This is a genomic window from Bacteroides sp. AF20-13LB (genome assembly GCF_003603065.1).
GTDB classification, from domain to species: domain Bacteria; phylum Bacteroidota; class Bacteroidia; order Bacteroidales; family Bacteroidaceae; genus Bacteroides; species Bacteroides uniformis.
Genome location: NZ_QTMH01000018.1, coordinates 41,109 through 53,741, shown reverse-complemented (window position 1 = coordinate 53,741; position 12,633 = coordinate 41,109). Strand labels below are relative to the sequence as shown.

At 41.6% G+C, this 12,633-nt stretch carries 24 protein-coding genes; all 24 read left to right on the top strand.

The window, feature by feature from the left end; genetic code table 11:
• The first annotated feature begins 86 nt into the window (after window positions 1-86).
• The gene (locus DWX62_RS19015) at window positions 87-398 is read left to right on the top strand and encodes a DUF3467 domain-containing protein (protein ID WP_005825714.1); all 312 of its coding nucleotides are present in this window, start codon (window positions 87-89) and stop codon (window positions 396-398) included.
• Window positions 399-515: 117 nt separating this feature from the next.
• On the top strand, window positions 516-917 hold the full coding sequence (gene rpsL / locus DWX62_RS19010; RefSeq protein ID WP_005825712.1) for a 30S ribosomal protein S12: 402 nt from the start codon (window positions 516-518) through the stop codon (window positions 915-917).
• A 155-nt stretch (window positions 918-1,072) separates the two neighbouring features.
• Window positions 1,073-1,549: a 30S ribosomal protein S7 gene (rpsG, locus tag DWX62_RS19005; protein ID WP_005825710.1), complete on the top strand. Its 477-nt coding sequence runs from the start codon at window positions 1,073-1,075 to the stop codon at window positions 1,547-1,549.
• Window positions 1,550-1,607: 58 nt separating this feature from the next.
• Window positions 1,608-3,725: an elongation factor G gene (fusA, locus tag DWX62_RS19000; protein ID WP_005825709.1), complete on the top strand. Its 2,118-nt coding sequence runs from the start codon at window positions 1,608-1,610 to the stop codon at window positions 3,723-3,725.
• Between the two features lie 87 nt (window positions 3,726-3,812).
• On the top strand, window positions 3,813-4,118 hold the full coding sequence (gene rpsJ / locus DWX62_RS18995; RefSeq protein WP_004291244.1) for a 30S ribosomal protein S10: 306 nt from the start codon (window positions 3,813-3,815) through the stop codon (window positions 4,116-4,118).
• 19 nt (window positions 4,119-4,137) lie between these two features.
• Window positions 4,138-4,755 carry a 50S ribosomal protein L3 gene (gene rplC, locus DWX62_RS18990; protein ID WP_005825708.1) on the top strand — a complete coding sequence of 206 codons (618 nt, stop codon included), beginning with the start codon at window positions 4,138-4,140 and terminating at the stop codon, window positions 4,753-4,755.
• Complete coding sequence (rplD, locus tag DWX62_RS18985) at window positions 4,755-5,381, top strand: 50S ribosomal protein L4 (protein ID WP_005825707.1); 627 nt, start codon at window positions 4,755-4,757, stop codon at window positions 5,379-5,381. The genes rplC and rplD overlap by 1 nt, the downstream gene beginning before the upstream one ends.
• Before the next feature lie 16 nt (window positions 5,382-5,397).
• A complete protein-coding gene (gene rplW / locus DWX62_RS18980; RefSeq protein ID WP_005825706.1) occupies window positions 5,398-5,691 on the top strand; it encodes a 50S ribosomal protein L23 in 294 nt (97 codons plus the stop codon).
• 5 nt (window positions 5,692-5,696) lie between these two features.
• Window positions 5,697-6,521, top strand: a complete 825-nt coding sequence (gene rplB / locus DWX62_RS18975) for a 50S ribosomal protein L2 (RefSeq protein ID WP_005825705.1) — start codon at window positions 5,697-5,699, stop codon at window positions 6,519-6,521.
• A 20-nt stretch (window positions 6,522-6,541) separates the two neighbouring features.
• Window positions 6,542-6,811, top strand: coding sequence for a 30S ribosomal protein S19 (gene rpsS, locus DWX62_RS18970; protein WP_002558070.1), 270 nt, complete (start codon window positions 6,542-6,544; stop codon window positions 6,809-6,811).
• 36 nt (window positions 6,812-6,847) lie between these two features.
• Entirely contained in the window at window positions 6,848-7,258 is a 411-nt protein-coding gene (gene rplV, locus DWX62_RS18965; protein ID WP_004291236.1) for a 50S ribosomal protein L22, read from the top strand.
• A 5-nt stretch (window positions 7,259-7,263) separates the two neighbouring features.
• Window positions 7,264-7,995 (top strand): 30S ribosomal protein S3, encoded by a 732-nt coding sequence (gene rpsC / locus DWX62_RS18960; protein WP_004291235.1) that lies wholly within the window; start codon window positions 7,264-7,266, stop codon window positions 7,993-7,995.
• Window positions 7,996-8,016: 21 nt separating this feature from the next.
• Window positions 8,017-8,451, top strand: a complete 435-nt coding sequence (rplP, locus tag DWX62_RS18955; protein ID WP_004291234.1) for a 50S ribosomal protein L16 — start codon at window positions 8,017-8,019, stop codon at window positions 8,449-8,451.
• Window positions 8,452-8,456: 5 nt separating this feature from the next.
• Window positions 8,457-8,654 carry a 50S ribosomal protein L29 gene (gene rpmC, locus DWX62_RS18950; protein ID WP_005825702.1) on the top strand — a complete coding sequence of 66 codons (198 nt, stop codon included), beginning with the start codon at window positions 8,457-8,459 and terminating at the stop codon, window positions 8,652-8,654.
• On the top strand, window positions 8,651-8,920 hold the full coding sequence (rpsQ, locus tag DWX62_RS18945) for a 30S ribosomal protein S17 (RefSeq protein ID WP_005825701.1): 270 nt from the start codon (window positions 8,651-8,653) through the stop codon (window positions 8,918-8,920). Before rpmC ends, rpsQ begins: the two co-directional genes overlap by 4 nt.
• Window positions 8,921-8,922: 2 nt before the next feature.
• Window positions 8,923-9,288, top strand: coding sequence for a 50S ribosomal protein L14 (gene rplN / locus DWX62_RS18940; protein WP_005825700.1), 366 nt, complete (start codon window positions 8,923-8,925; stop codon window positions 9,286-9,288).
• Window positions 9,289-9,308: 20 nt separating this feature from the next.
• On the top strand, window positions 9,309-9,629 hold the full coding sequence (gene rplX / locus DWX62_RS18935; protein ID WP_005825699.1) for a 50S ribosomal protein L24: 321 nt from the start codon (window positions 9,309-9,311) through the stop codon (window positions 9,627-9,629).
• Window positions 9,629-10,186 carry a 50S ribosomal protein L5 gene (rplE, locus tag DWX62_RS18930; protein ID WP_005825698.1) on the top strand — a complete coding sequence of 186 codons (558 nt, stop codon included), beginning with the start codon at window positions 9,629-9,631 and terminating at the stop codon, window positions 10,184-10,186. The genes rplX and rplE overlap by 1 nt, the downstream gene beginning before the upstream one ends.
• Window positions 10,187-10,190: 4 nt before the next feature.
• Entirely contained in the window at window positions 10,191-10,490 is a 300-nt protein-coding gene (rpsN, locus tag DWX62_RS18925) for a 30S ribosomal protein S14 (protein ID WP_005825697.1), read from the top strand.
• Window positions 10,491-10,545: 55 nt separating this feature from the next.
• A complete protein-coding gene (gene rpsH, locus DWX62_RS18920; protein ID WP_004291226.1) occupies window positions 10,546-10,941 on the top strand; it encodes a 30S ribosomal protein S8 in 396 nt (131 codons plus the stop codon).
• Window positions 10,942-10,956: 15 nt separating this feature from the next.
• Window positions 10,957-11,526, top strand: coding sequence for a 50S ribosomal protein L6 (gene rplF, locus DWX62_RS18915; RefSeq protein ID WP_005825696.1), 570 nt, complete (start codon window positions 10,957-10,959; stop codon window positions 11,524-11,526).
• Window positions 11,527-11,546: 20 nt separating this feature from the next.
• Window positions 11,547-11,891 carry a 50S ribosomal protein L18 gene (rplR, locus tag DWX62_RS18910; protein WP_005656518.1) on the top strand — a complete coding sequence of 115 codons (345 nt, stop codon included), beginning with the start codon at window positions 11,547-11,549 and terminating at the stop codon, window positions 11,889-11,891.
• A gap of 5 nt (window positions 11,892-11,896) precedes the next feature.
• Window positions 11,897-12,415, top strand: a complete 519-nt coding sequence (gene rpsE, locus DWX62_RS18905) for a 30S ribosomal protein S5 (protein ID WP_005825693.1) — start codon at window positions 11,897-11,899, stop codon at window positions 12,413-12,415.
• Between the two features lie 11 nt (window positions 12,416-12,426).
• Complete coding sequence (rpmD, locus tag DWX62_RS18900) at window positions 12,427-12,603, top strand: 50S ribosomal protein L30 (protein ID WP_004291222.1); 177 nt, start codon at window positions 12,427-12,429, stop codon at window positions 12,601-12,603.
• Window positions 12,604-12,633 lie beyond the last annotated feature (30 nt).

Here is a 12,633-nt window from a genome sequence, read left to right as displayed (position 1 = left end):
CTTTTTGAACTTAAATGTATATCATCCGAAAAAAAAGAGTACTTTTGGTCTATCTTTTAAGAACATTTTAAAAACAATTGTGCAACATGGAAAATCAAGAAAACAACAACGGTCAACTCCAGATAGAATTGAAGGAAGAAGTGGCGCAAGGTACATATGCCAATTTGGCTATTATAACTCATTCCAGTTCGGAATTTATTCTCGACTTTATCCGCGTGATGCCTGGAATGCCAAAGGCTGGCGTGCAATCGCGCATAGTTTTGGCACCCGAACATGCCAAGCGTTTGCTGCGTGCACTCGAAGAGAATATTGGGAAATATGAACGCGCTTTCGGACTGATTCGCATGCCGGACGAACAAACATTTCCGCCTCTTCCCAACATCAAGGGTGAAGCGTAAAATCAAAAAAAAACTTGTAGTGCATTGATTATTCAAAACTTATTAGTATCTTTGCAGCCCAAAAGTGTATAGTTTTGAATTAATATAAACAATAATATATAACTAAAAACAATTAAAATGCCTACAATTCAGCAATTAGTAAGAAAAGGACGCGAAGTGCTGGTGGAGAAATCAAAGTCTCCAGCCTTGGACTCTTGTCCTCAAAGACGTGGCGTTTGCGTGAGAGTGTATACAACCACTCCGAAGAAGCCGAATTCAGCTATGCGTAAAGTAGCTCGTGTACGTTTGACCAATGGTAAAGAGGTGAACTCTTATATTCCGGGAGAAGGTCACAACTTGCAGGAACACTCTATCGTGTTGGTACGTGGTGGTCGTGTAAAAGACCTTCCGGGTGTGCGTTATCACATCGTACGTGGTACTTTGGATACTGCAGGTGTTGCAGGTCGTACACAAAGACGTTCCAAATACGGCGCAAAACGTCCGAAACCGGGTCAAGCAGCTCCTGCTAAGAAGAAATAATCTGGTGGCCTGATTCCCAAAATAGGAAAATTTAAAGTAATAACTTACGTTTTAGTTTGTTGGAAATGCTAAAGGTTGAGTAAATTCTCCGGAGGGAGAGTTGAAGAAGACAGAAGTAAACAACCAAGAACGAAAAACATTATTCTTTCAGACAAATGAGAAAAGCAAAACCAAAAAAACGCGTTATCCTTCCGGATCCCGTGTTCAATGATGTAAAAGTTTCCAAGTTCGTGAATCACTTGATGTACGATGGAAAGAAGAACACTTCTTATGAAATCTTCTATGCTGCGTTGGAAACAGTGAAGAACAAAATGCAGAACGAAGAGAAATCCGCTCTTGAAATCTGGAAAAAAGCTCTGGATAATGTGACTCCTCAAGTGGAAGTTAAGTCTCGCCGTGTGGGTGGTGCTACTTTCCAGGTTCCTACAGAAATCCGTGCTGACCGTAAGGAATCAATTTCCATGAAGAACTTGATTATCTTTGCACGTAAGCGTGGCGGTAAATCAATGGCTGATAAGCTGGCTGCCGAAATCATGGATGCTTTCAATGAACAGGGCGGTGCTTACAAACGTAAAGAAGATATGCATAGAATGGCAGAAGCTAACCGTGCATTTGCTCATTTCAGATTCTAATACTATAAGAGACTAACCAATTAGAAGATTAAAAAACTTAAAGTAAGGGAATTAGAAAATGGCAAAGCATGATTTACATTTGACACGTAATATCGGTATCATGGCCCACATCGATGCCGGAAAGACAACGACTTCTGAACGTATTTTGTTTTACACGGGTTTGACCCACAAAATCGGTGAGGTACACGATGGTGCCGCTACAATGGACTGGATGGAGCAAGAACAAGAACGTGGTATCACTATCACTTCTGCTGCTACTACCACTCGTTGGAAATATGCCGGTAATACTTATAAAATCAATTTGATTGATACTCCGGGACACGTGGACTTTACTGCTGAGGTAGAACGCTCTTTACGTGTGTTGGACGGTGCTGTCGCTGCTTATTGTGCAGTTGGTGGCGTTGAACCGCAATCTGAAACAGTTTGGCGTCAAGCAGACAAGTACAATGTGCCACGTATCGGTTATGTTAATAAAATGGACCGTTCCGGTGCAGACTTCTTCGAAGTAGTTCGCCAAATGAAGGACGTTTTGGGTGCTAATCCATGTCCTATCGTTATCCCTATTGGCGCTGAAGAAACTTTCAAGGGGTTGGTTGACCTTATTAAAATGAAAGCTATCTATTGGCATGATGAGACAATGGGGGCTGACTATACGGTGGAGGAAATTCCTGCCAATTTAGTAGACGAAGCCAATGAATGGAGAGATAAGATGCTCGAAAAAGTAGCTGAGTTTGACGATGCCTTGATGGAGAAATATTTCGATGATCCTTCTACTATTACAGAAGAAGAGGTTTTGAGAGCTCTTCGTAACGCAACAGTACAGATGGCTGTTGTTCCGATGCTGTGTGGATCTTCATTCAAGAACAAAGGTGTACAGACTTTGCTTGACTATGTTTGTGCATTCTTGCCTTCTCCGTTGGATACTCCGAATATCATAGGAACTAATCCTGATACTGGTTTGGAGGAAGATCGTAAGCCGGATGATGATGAAAAAACATCTGCTTTGGCATTTAAGATTGCTACTGACCCGTATGTCGGTCGTCTGACTTTCTTCCGTGTTTATTCAGGAAAAATTGAAGCGGGTTCTTATATTTATAATTCCCGTTCAAGGAAGAAGGAGCGTGTGTCCCGTTTGTTCCAGATGCATTCTAACAAGCAGAATCCGGTAGAAGTTATCGGTGCTGGTGATATTGGTGCTGGCGTAGGTTTCAAGGATATACATACTGGTGATACATTGTGTGACGAAACTGCACCGATTGTATTGGAATCTATGGACTTTCCGGAACCGGTTATCGGTATCGCAGTTGAGCCTAAGACTCAGAAGGATATGGATAAACTGTCAAATGGTCTGGCTAAGCTGGCTGAAGAAGACCCGACGTTCACAGTTAAGACTGACGAACAGACTGGTCAGACAGTTATCTCTGGTATGGGCGAGCTTCACTTGGATATTATTATCGACCGTCTGAAACGTGAGTTCAAGGTTGAATGTAACCAGGGTAAGCCTCAGGTTAACTATAAGGAAGCTATCACTAAGACAGTCAACTTGCGTGAAGTTTACAAGAAGCAGTCCGGTGGTCGTGGTAAGTTCGCTGATATTATCGTGAACATCGGCCCGGTTGATGAAGACTTCAAGGAAGGCGGATTGCAATTCGTCGACGAAGTGAAGGGTGGTAACATTCCTAAGGAATTTATCCCGTCTGTACAGAAGGGCTTCACTACTGCCATGAAGAATGGTGTGTTGGCAGGTTATCCGTTGGATTCACTGAAAGTAACCTTGATTGACGGTTCTTTCCACCCGGTTGACTCTGACCAGTTGTCATTCGAAATCTGTGCTATCCAGGCATATAAGAATGCTTGTGCTAAGGCAGGTCCGGTGCTGATGGAGCCTATCATGAAGCTGGAAGTTGTTACTCCGGAAGAGAACATGGGTGACGTTATCGGTGACTTGAACAAGCGTCGTGGCCAGGTGGAAGGTATGGAATCCAGCCGTTCCGGTGCACGTATCGTGAAGGCAATGGTTCCGCTGGCAGAAATGTTCGGTTACGTAACAGCATTGCGTACCATCACTTCTGGTCGTGCAACCTCTTCAATGGTATACTCTCACCACGCCCAGGTTTCCAACTCTATTGCCAAGGCAGTATTGGAGGAAGTAAAAGGTCGTACTGACTTAATCTAAAAAAAACTTGAAGTCCCGTAGGCTAGCGAATGACTCTTAGCCTGCGGAACTTCATCTTATATAACTATTTAATAATTAAAGACAGTAATGAGTCAAAAAATTAGAATCAAACTGAAATCTTACGACCACAACTTGGTTGACAAGTCAGCTGAGAAGATTGTAAGAACGGTGAAGACAACGGGCGCCATCGTTAGCGGTCCGATTCCTCTTCCTACGCACAAGCGTATCTTTACCGTGAACCGTTCGACTTTCGTTAACAAGAAGTCGCGTGAACAATTCGAACTCTCTTCTTACAAGAGACTGATTGACATCTATAGCTCAACAGCTAAGACAGTAGATGCTCTGATGAAGTTGGAGTTGCCGAGTGGTGTGGAAGTAGAAATCAAAGTGTAAGTATTAAAAATTAAGTGAAATGCCAGGATTATTAGGAAAAAAAATCGGAATGACATCCGTTTTCAGTGCCGAGGGTAAGAATGTACCATGCACTGTTATCGAAGCAGGTCCTTGTGTTGTTACTCAAGTGAAAACTGTAGAAAAGGACGGTTATGAAGCTGTTCAGCTGGGCTTCCAGGACAAGAAGGAGAAGCACACTACAAAGCCTTTGATGGGGCACTTTAAGAAAGCTGGAGTAACTCCCAAGAAACACTTGGCTGAGTTCAAAGAATTTGAAACAGAGTTGAATCTGGGTGACACTGTTACCGTAGAACTGTTCAATGACGCAACTTTTGTTGACGTTGTAGGTACTTCTAAGGGTAAAGGTTTCCAGGGTGTAGTAAAACGCCATGGTTTTGGTGGTGTAGGCCAGACTACTCACGGTCAGCACAACCGCGCTCGTAAGCCGGGTTCTATCGGTGCTTGTTCTTACCCTGCAAAAGTATTCAAAGGAATGCGCATGGGCGGACAGCTTGGTGGCGACAGAGTAACTGTTCAAAACCTGCAGGTATTAAAGGTAATCGCGGAGCACAATCTTCTTTTGATTAAGGGATCTGTTCCTGGTTGCAAAGGTTCAATCGTAATAATTGAGAAATAATGGAAGTTAACGTATATAACATTAAAGGTGAAGACACTGGGAGAAAGATTACGTTAAACGAGTCTATCTTCGGAATTGAGCCCAACGACCACGCTATCTACTTGGATGTTAAACAGTTTATGGCTAACCAGCGTCAGGGTACACACAAGTCAAAGGAAAGAAGCGAAATCAGTGGTTCTACTCGTAAAATCGGTCGCCAGAAAGGTGGTGGTGGTGCACGTCGTGGTGACATGAACTCACCGGTACTTGTTGGTGGTGGACGCGTATTCGGTCCGAAACCGAGAGATTACTACTTCAAATTAAACAAAAAAGTAAAGGCTCTGGCTCGTAAGTCAGCTTTGTCATACAAGGCTCAGAACAACGCAGTTGTAGTAGTAGAAGACTTCTCTTTTGAAGCTCCGAAGACTAAAGATTTTGTTGCAATGACAAAAAATCTTAAAGTTTCTGACAAAAAGCTGCTTGTGATTTTACCAGAAGCAAATAAAAACGTATATTTGTCGGCTCGTAATGTGAAGGGTGCTAATGTGCAGACTATCTCAGGGTTAAATACTTACAGAGTATTGGACGCTGGGGTCGTTGTGTTTGCTGAAAGTGCACTTTCTGCTATCGACAATATCTTAATGTAAAAAGGAGGCTTAAATAATGGGAATTATTATTAAACCGTTAGTGACAGAGAAGATGACTGCAATTACTGATAAGACGAATAATCGTTTCGGCTTTATCGTGCGTCCTGAAGCTAATAAACTGGAAATTAAGAAGGAAGTTGAAGCCCTTTACAACGTTACAGTAGTTGATGTGAATACAATGAAGTATGCCGGCAAAAACAAGAGCCGCTATACTCGTGCCGGTATCATCAACGGACGTACGAATGCGTTCAAGAAGGCTATCGTTACGTTGAAAGAAGGAGATACTATTGATTTTTATAGCAATATTTAATAAAAATGGCAGTACGTAAATTTAAGCCCACAACACCGGGGCAAAGACATAAAATTATTGGTACTTACGAAGAGATTACTGCACGGGTACCAGAAAAGTCTCTTGTATTTGGTAAGAAATCTTCAGGTGGTCGTAACAACGAAGGTAAGATGACTATGCGCTACATCGGTGGCGGTAGTAAGAAGATTATTCGTATCGTAGATTTCAAGAGAAATAAAGACGGTGTGCCTGCAGTGGTTAAAACAATTGAATACGATCCGAATCGTTCGGCTCGTATCGCTTTGTTGTTTTATGCAGATGGAGAAAAAAGATATATTATTGCTCCCAATGGATTGCAAGTTGGTACGACTTTGATGTCAGGTGAGACTGCCGCTCCGGAAATCGGAAACGCACTTCCGCTTCAGAATATTCCGGTCGGTACTGTAATTCACAACATCGAATTACGTCCGGGACAAGGCGCTGCCTTGGTTCGCTCGGCTGGTAACTTCGCTCAGTTGACTTCTAGAGAAGGTAAGTACTGCGTTATCAAGTTGCCTTCAGGTGAGGTTCGTCAGATCCTCAGTACTTGTAAGGCTACTATTGGTAGTGTAGGTAACTCAGATCATGGATTGGAAAGTTCAGGTAAAGCTGGACGTTCTCGTTGGTTAGGACGTCGTCCGCGTAACCGTGGTGTTGTTATGAACCCGGTTGATCACCCGATGGGTGGTGGTGAAGGACGTGCTTCAGGAGGACACCCGAGATCTCGTAAGGGATTGTACGCTAAGGGTCTTAAGACAAGAGCTCCGAAGAAACAATCGTCTAAGTATATTATTGAGAGAAGAAAGAAGTAATCTGATTAATTGAGTAAATTATGAGTCGTTCATTAAAAAAAGGTCCGTATATTAACGTTAAGCTTGAGAAGAAAGTGCTTGCCATGAATGAATCGGGCAAGAAAGTGGTAGTTAAGACCTGGGCCAGAGCTTCAATGATTTCGCCTGATTTCGTAGGCCATACTGTTGCAGTTCACAACGGAAATAAATTTATTCCTGTTTATGTTACCGAAAATATGGTAGGACACAAGTTGGGCGAATTTGCTCCAACTCGTACTTTCAGAGGACACGCTGGTAACAAGAAAAAATAAAACAGGATTTATCTGAAATAATAAAGTAATAATATAATGGGAGCAAGAAAAAAAATATCGGCTGAAAAAAGAAAAGAAGCCCTTAAGACCATGTATTTTGCGAAATTGCAAAATGTTCCTACTTCCCCCCGTAAAATGCGTCTCGTGGCTGACATGATTCGCGGGATGGAGGTGAACAGAGCACTCGGCGTTTTGAAGTTCTCTTCAAAAGAGGCTGCCGCAAGAGTGGAAAAGTTGCTGCGCTCTGCAATTGCTAACTGGGAGCAGAAAAACGAACGTAAAGCTGAAAGTGGCGAGCTGTTCGTAACCAAGATTTTTGTTGATGGTGGTGCTACACTCAAAAGAATGAGACCGGCTCCGCAGGGTAGAGGTTACAGAATTCGTAAACGTTCAAACCACGTAACGTTGTTCGTTGGTTCTAAAAGTAATAACGAAGATCAAAATTAAGGTAAATGGGACAAAAAGTTAATCCAATAAGCAACCGTTTAGGAATTATCAGAGGATGGGATTCCAATTGGTATGGTGGAAAGAATTACGGCGATTCTCTGCTGGAAGATAGCAAGATTCGTAAATATTTGAACGCTCGTCTGGCAAAGGCTAGTGTGTCAAGAATTGTAATTGAACGTACACTGAAACTCGTGACTATTACCGTTTGTACTGCACGTCCGGGTATCATTATCGGCAAAGGTGGCCAAGAAGTTGACAAGTTGAAAGAGGAGTTGAAGAAGGTTACTGATAAGGATATTCAGATTAATATCTTCGAAGTTAAGAGACCAGAGTTGGATGCTGTTATCGTGGCTAACAACATTGCCCGTCAGGTTGAAGGCAAAATAGCCTACCGTCGTGCCATCAAGATGGCTATTGCCAATACAATGCGTATGGGTGCGGAAGGTATCAAGATTCAGATTTCAGGACGTTTGAATGGTGCAGAAATGGCCCGTTCTGAAATGTATAAGGAAGGAAGAACTCCGTTGCACACTTTCAGAGCAGATATCGACTATTGTCATGCAGAAGCATTGACTAAGGTTGGTCTTCTCGGCATTAAAGTTTGGATTTGTAGAGGTGAAGTTTATGGTAAGAAGGAGTTGGCTCCGAACTTTACGCAAAGCAAGGAAAGTGGTCGTGGAAGCAATAGCGGAAACAATGGCGGAAAGAACTTCAAAAGAAAGAAAAATAATCGCTAACGAATTTGATTTTTAGGAATTATGTTACAACCGAAAAAAACAAAATTCAGAAGACAACAAAAAGGCCGTCAAAAGGGTAATGCCCAAAGAGGAAACCAGTTGGCTTTCGGATCTTTTGGTATTAAGGCCTTGGAAACGAAATGGATTACAGGCCGTCAGATTGAAGCTGCGCGTATTGCAGTGACAAGATATATGCAACGTCAAGGACAGATTTGGATTCGTATTTTCCCCGACAAACCTATCACCAGAAAGCCTGCTGATGTGCGTATGGGTAAGGGTAAGGGTGCGCCGGAAGGATTCGTAGCGCCTGTTACACCGGGTAGAATTATTATCGAAGCCGAAGGAGTATCTTATGAAATCGCTAAAGAAGCTTTGCGCTTGGCTGCACAGAAGCTTCCTATCACAACTAAGTTTGTGGTTAGACGTGATTATGATATTCAAAATCAAAATGCGTAAGAAGTATGAAAACAGCAGAAATTAAAGAGATGCCTACCAGTGACTTGGTAGAAAGAGTTGAAGCAGAAGTAGCTAATTACAACCAAGTGATTTTAAATCATTCTATTTCTCCTTTGGATAATCCTGCTCAGATCAAACAATTACGCAGGACTATTGCGCGTATGAAGACTGAATTACGCCAAAGAGAACTTAACAATAAATGATGAGCTTGATGGAAGCAAGAAATTTAAGAAAAGAAAGAACTGGGGTTGTGCTGAGCAACAAGATGGATAAGACCATTACAGTAGCAGCTAAGTTTAAGGAGAAACACCCCATATATGGTAAGTTCGTTAGCAAGACGAAGAAGTACCATGCTCATGATGAAAAGAATGAGTGCAATATCGGCGATACTGTACACATCATGGAAACTCGTCCTTTGAGCAAGACTAAGAGATGGAGATTGGTAGAAATAATTGAAAGAGCTAAGTAATTATGATACAAGTAGAATCCAGACTTACAGTATGTGATAATAGTGGGGCAAAAGAGGCTCTCTGTATCCGCGTTTTGGGTGGTACAGGTCGTCGCTATGCTTCAGTAGGGGACGTGATTGTCGTTTCTGTTAAGAGCGTTATCCCTTCAAGTGATATTAAAAAAGGTGCAGTGTCTAAAGCTTTGATCGTACGTACTAAGAAAGAAATCCGTCGTGCTGATGGCTCTTACATACGTTTTGATGATAATGCTTGCGTGTTGTTGAACAATGCAGGTGAAATTAGAGGTAGTCGTATTTTCGGTCCGGTAGCTCGTGAACTTCGTGCTACTAACATGAAAGTTGTGTCACTCGCTCCTGAAGTACTTTAATATTGTAAAAGATTTGAGTAATGAGTAAATTACATATTAAAAAAGGCGATACAGTTTATGTAAACTCCGGTGAAGACAAGGGTAAGACTGGTCGTGTATTGAAGGTTCTTGTTGATAAAAACCGCGCAATCGTTGAAGGTATCAACATGGTGTCTAAGAGCACAAAACCGAATGCTAAGAACCCGCAAGGTGGTATTGTGAAGCAAGAAGCTTCTATCCACTTGTCAAACTTGAACCCCGTTGATCCAAAGACTGGCAAAGCAACGCGTGTTGGTAGAAAAGTAAGTGCTGAAGGCACTTTAGTGCGTTATTCTAAAAAATCAGGAGAGGAGATTAAGTAATGAGTAATACTGCTAGCCTTAAGAAAGAATATGCAGAGCGTATTGCGCCTGCATTGAAATCACAGTTCCAGTATTCTTCTTCTATGCAGATACCCGTACTTAAGAAGATTGTTATCAATCAGGGTCTGGGTATGGCTGTTGCCGACAAGAAGATTATTGAAGTGGCAATTAATGAAATGACTACTATCACTGGCCAGAAAGCCGTGGCAACCATTTCTCGTAAGGATATTGCAAACTTTAAGTTGCGTAAGAAAATGCCGATTGGCGTTATGGTAACTCTGCGTCGTGAGAGAATGTACGAATTCCTTGAAAAGTTGGTTCGTGTAGCTCTGCCTCGTATCCGCGACTTCAAGGGTATTGAAAGTAAGTTCGATGGTAAGGGTAACTATACCCTTGGTATTCAGGAACAAATCATTTTCCCTGAAATTAATATCGATAGTATTACTAGAATTCTCGGAATGAATATTACCTTTGTAACCTCTGCGCAAACAGATGAAGAAGGGTATGCCTTGTTGAAAGAATTCGGTTTACCGTTTAAAAACGCTAAAAAAGATTGATAATATGGCAAAGGAATCAATGAAAGCACGCGAAGTAAAGCGTGCTAAATTAGTAGCCAGATATGCCGAGAAAAGAGCTGCGTTGAAGCAAATCGTTAGAACCGGTGATCCTGCTGAAGCTTTTGAAGCTGCACAGAAATTGCAGGATTTGCCTAAAAATTCTAACCCGATTCGCATGCACAACCGTTGCAAGCTGACAGGTCGTCCCAAAGGATATATCCGTCAGTTTGGCATCTCCAGAATCCAGTTCCGTGAGATGGCTTCTAACGGTCTTATTCCCGGTGTAAAGAAAGCAAGCTGGTAATTATTGTTTTTAAATATTGTCAGGGTAGGCCTGATTAATTTAATTTATTTTTTATATGACTGATCCAATAGCAGATTATTTGACGAGGTTGCGGAACGCTATTCAAGCGAAGCACAGAGTTGTGGAAGTTCCGGCTTCTAATTTGAAAAAAGAAATCACTAAGATTCTTTTTGAAAAGGGCTACATTCTTAATTATAAGTTTGTAGAAGATGGTCCTCAAGGTACAATCAAAGTTGCCTTGAAGTATGATCCGGTAAACAAGGTTAACGCAATCAAGAAGCTGGAGAGAATCTCTTCTCCGGGTTTGCGTCAATATACCGGTTATAAAGACATGCCGCGTGTTATTAATGGTTTGGGTATTGCTATAATATCTACTTCCAAGGGTGTAATGACCAACAAAGAAGCCGCTGAACTGAAGATTGGTGGTGAAGTTTTGTGTTATGTATATTAATAGGAGGAATTAGCAATGTCAAGAATAGGAAAATTACCCATTAGTATTCCCGCTGGAGTAACAGTTACTCTGAAAGATGACGTGGTTACCGTTAAGGGACCCAAAGGCGAAATGAGCCAATATGTAAATCCTGCTATCAATGTTACCATCGAAGACGGTCATGTTGTTTTGGCTGAGAATGAAAATGCAATGCTGGATAACCCCAAGCAAAAGCATGCATTCCATGGATTATACCGTTCATTGGTGCACAACATGGTTGTTGGTGTATCAGAAGGATATAAGAAAGAATTGGAACTTGTCGGTGTAGGTTACCGTGCCTCTAACCAGGGAAATATCATTGAACTGGCTTTAGGTTATACTCACAGTATCTTTATACAGTTGCCTCCTGAAGTTAAAGTTGAGACTAAGTCTGAAAGAAACAAGAATCCTTTGATTATATTGGAATCTTGCGACAAGCAGTTACTTGGTCAAGTTTGCTCTAAAATACGTTCTTTCCGTAAGCCTGAACCGTATAAGGGTAAGGGTATTAAGTTTGTTGGCGAAGAAATTCGTAGAAAGTCTGGTAAATCAGCTGGTGCTAAATAATCATTTAAATTGATATTATTATGACAACAAAAATAGAAAGACGAATTAAGATCAAATATAGAGTACGCAACAAAATTTCAGGTACTACTGAATGCCCGCGTATGAGTGTATTTAGAAGTAACAAGCAAATCTATGTTCAGATTATCGATGACTTGTCCGGTAAGACATTGGCTGCCGCTTCTTCGTTGGGTATGACTGAAAAAATGCCTAAGAAGGAACAAGCTGCTAAAGTAGGTGAACTGATTGCGAAAAAAGCTCAGGAAGCAGGTATTACTACTGTTGTTTTCGACCGTAATGGTTACTTGTATCATGGGAGAGTAAAAGAGGTGGCTGATGCTGCCCGTAACGGTGGACTTAAATTTTAATCATTATGGCAGGACTTAATAATAGAGTTAAGATTACAAACGATATAGAGCTGAAAGACAGATTGGTTGCTATTAATCGTGTAACCAAAGTAACCAAAGGTGGTAGAACTTTTAGTTTCTCTGCTATTGTGGTAGTAGGAAACGAAGAAGGCATCATCGGTTGGGGCCTTGGTAAAGCTGGTGAAGTAACCGCTGCTATTGCCAAAGGTGTTGAATCTGCAAAGAAAAACCTGACAAGAGTGCCTGTACTGAAAGGTACAGTTCCTCACGAACAGTCTGCAAAGTTCGGTGGCGCTGAAGTATTTATTAAACCGGCTTCTCACGGTACTGGTGTTGTTGCTGGCGGTGCAATGCGTGCCGTATTGGAAAGTGTTGGTGTAACAGACGTTTTGGCTAAGTCAAAAGGTTCTTCCAACCCGCACAACTTGGTAAAGGCTACTATCTTGGCATTGAGTGAAATGCGCGATGCTCGTATGGTTGCCCAGAACAGAGGAGTTAGTATGGAAAAAGTATTTAGAGGATAAGGAGGAAGAATATGTCGACTATAAAGATTAAACAAGTTAAAAGTAGAATTGGTGCTCCTGCTGATCAGAAGAGAACTCTCGATGCACTGGGACTTCATAAGTTGAATCGTGTGGTTGAACACGAATGCACTCCTTCAATTCTTGGAATGGTGGATAAGGTTAAACACTTGGTTACCATTGTTAAGTAATTATTTGTTGAATATAAAACGAATTACAAT

Coding starts and splice junctions, on each gene's coding strand:
- rpsE (WP_005825693.1), top strand. CDS start 11,897: ATGGCAGGACTTAATAATAGAGTTAAGATTACAAACGATATAGAGCTG.
- rplD (WP_005825707.1), top strand. CDS start 4,755: ATGGAAGTTAACGTATATAACATTAAAGGTGAAGACACTGGGAGAAAG.
- rpsS (WP_002558070.1), top strand. CDS start 6,542: ATGAGTCGTTCATTAAAAAAAGGTCCGTATATTAACGTTAAGCTTGAG.
- rpsL (WP_005825712.1), top strand. CDS start 516: ATGCCTACAATTCAGCAATTAGTAAGAAAAGGACGCGAAGTGCTGGTG.
- rpsG (WP_005825710.1), top strand. CDS start 1,073: ATGAGAAAAGCAAAACCAAAAAAACGCGTTATCCTTCCGGATCCCGTG.
- rpmD (WP_004291222.1), top strand. CDS start 12,427: ATGTCGACTATAAAGATTAAACAAGTTAAAAGTAGAATTGGTGCTCCT.
- rplV (WP_004291236.1), top strand. CDS start 6,848: ATGGGAGCAAGAAAAAAAATATCGGCTGAAAAAAGAAAAGAAGCCCTT.
- rplR (WP_005656518.1), top strand. CDS start 11,547: ATGACAACAAAAATAGAAAGACGAATTAAGATCAAATATAGAGTACGC.
- rpsH (WP_004291226.1), top strand. CDS start 10,546: ATGACTGATCCAATAGCAGATTATTTGACGAGGTTGCGGAACGCTATT.
- rplC (WP_005825708.1), top strand. CDS start 4,138: ATGCCAGGATTATTAGGAAAAAAAATCGGAATGACATCCGTTTTCAGT.
- rplP (WP_004291234.1), top strand. CDS start 8,017: ATGTTACAACCGAAAAAAACAAAATTCAGAAGACAACAAAAAGGCCGT.
- rplX (WP_005825699.1), top strand. CDS start 9,309: ATGAGTAAATTACATATTAAAAAAGGCGATACAGTTTATGTAAACTCC.
- rplF (WP_005825696.1), top strand. CDS start 10,957: ATGTCAAGAATAGGAAAATTACCCATTAGTATTCCCGCTGGAGTAACA.
- fusA (WP_005825709.1), top strand. CDS start 1,608: ATGGCAAAGCATGATTTACATTTGACACGTAATATCGGTATCATGGCC.
- rpsJ (WP_004291244.1), top strand. CDS start 3,813: ATGAGTCAAAAAATTAGAATCAAACTGAAATCTTACGACCACAACTTG.
- rplE (WP_005825698.1), top strand. CDS start 9,629: ATGAGTAATACTGCTAGCCTTAAGAAAGAATATGCAGAGCGTATTGCG.
- rpmC (WP_005825702.1), top strand. CDS start 8,457: ATGAAAACAGCAGAAATTAAAGAGATGCCTACCAGTGACTTGGTAGAA.
- rpsQ (WP_005825701.1), top strand. CDS start 8,651: ATGATGAGCTTGATGGAAGCAAGAAATTTAAGAAAAGAAAGAACTGGG.
- rpsN (WP_005825697.1), top strand. CDS start 10,191: ATGGCAAAGGAATCAATGAAAGCACGCGAAGTAAAGCGTGCTAAATTA.
- rplW (WP_005825706.1), top strand. CDS start 5,398: ATGGGAATTATTATTAAACCGTTAGTGACAGAGAAGATGACTGCAATT.
- rpsC (WP_004291235.1), top strand. CDS start 7,264: ATGGGACAAAAAGTTAATCCAATAAGCAACCGTTTAGGAATTATCAGA.
- rplN (WP_005825700.1), top strand. CDS start 8,923: ATGATACAAGTAGAATCCAGACTTACAGTATGTGATAATAGTGGGGCA.
- rplB (WP_005825705.1), top strand. CDS start 5,697: ATGGCAGTACGTAAATTTAAGCCCACAACACCGGGGCAAAGACATAAA.
- DWX62_RS19015 (WP_005825714.1), top strand. CDS start 87: ATGGAAAATCAAGAAAACAACAACGGTCAACTCCAGATAGAATTGAAG.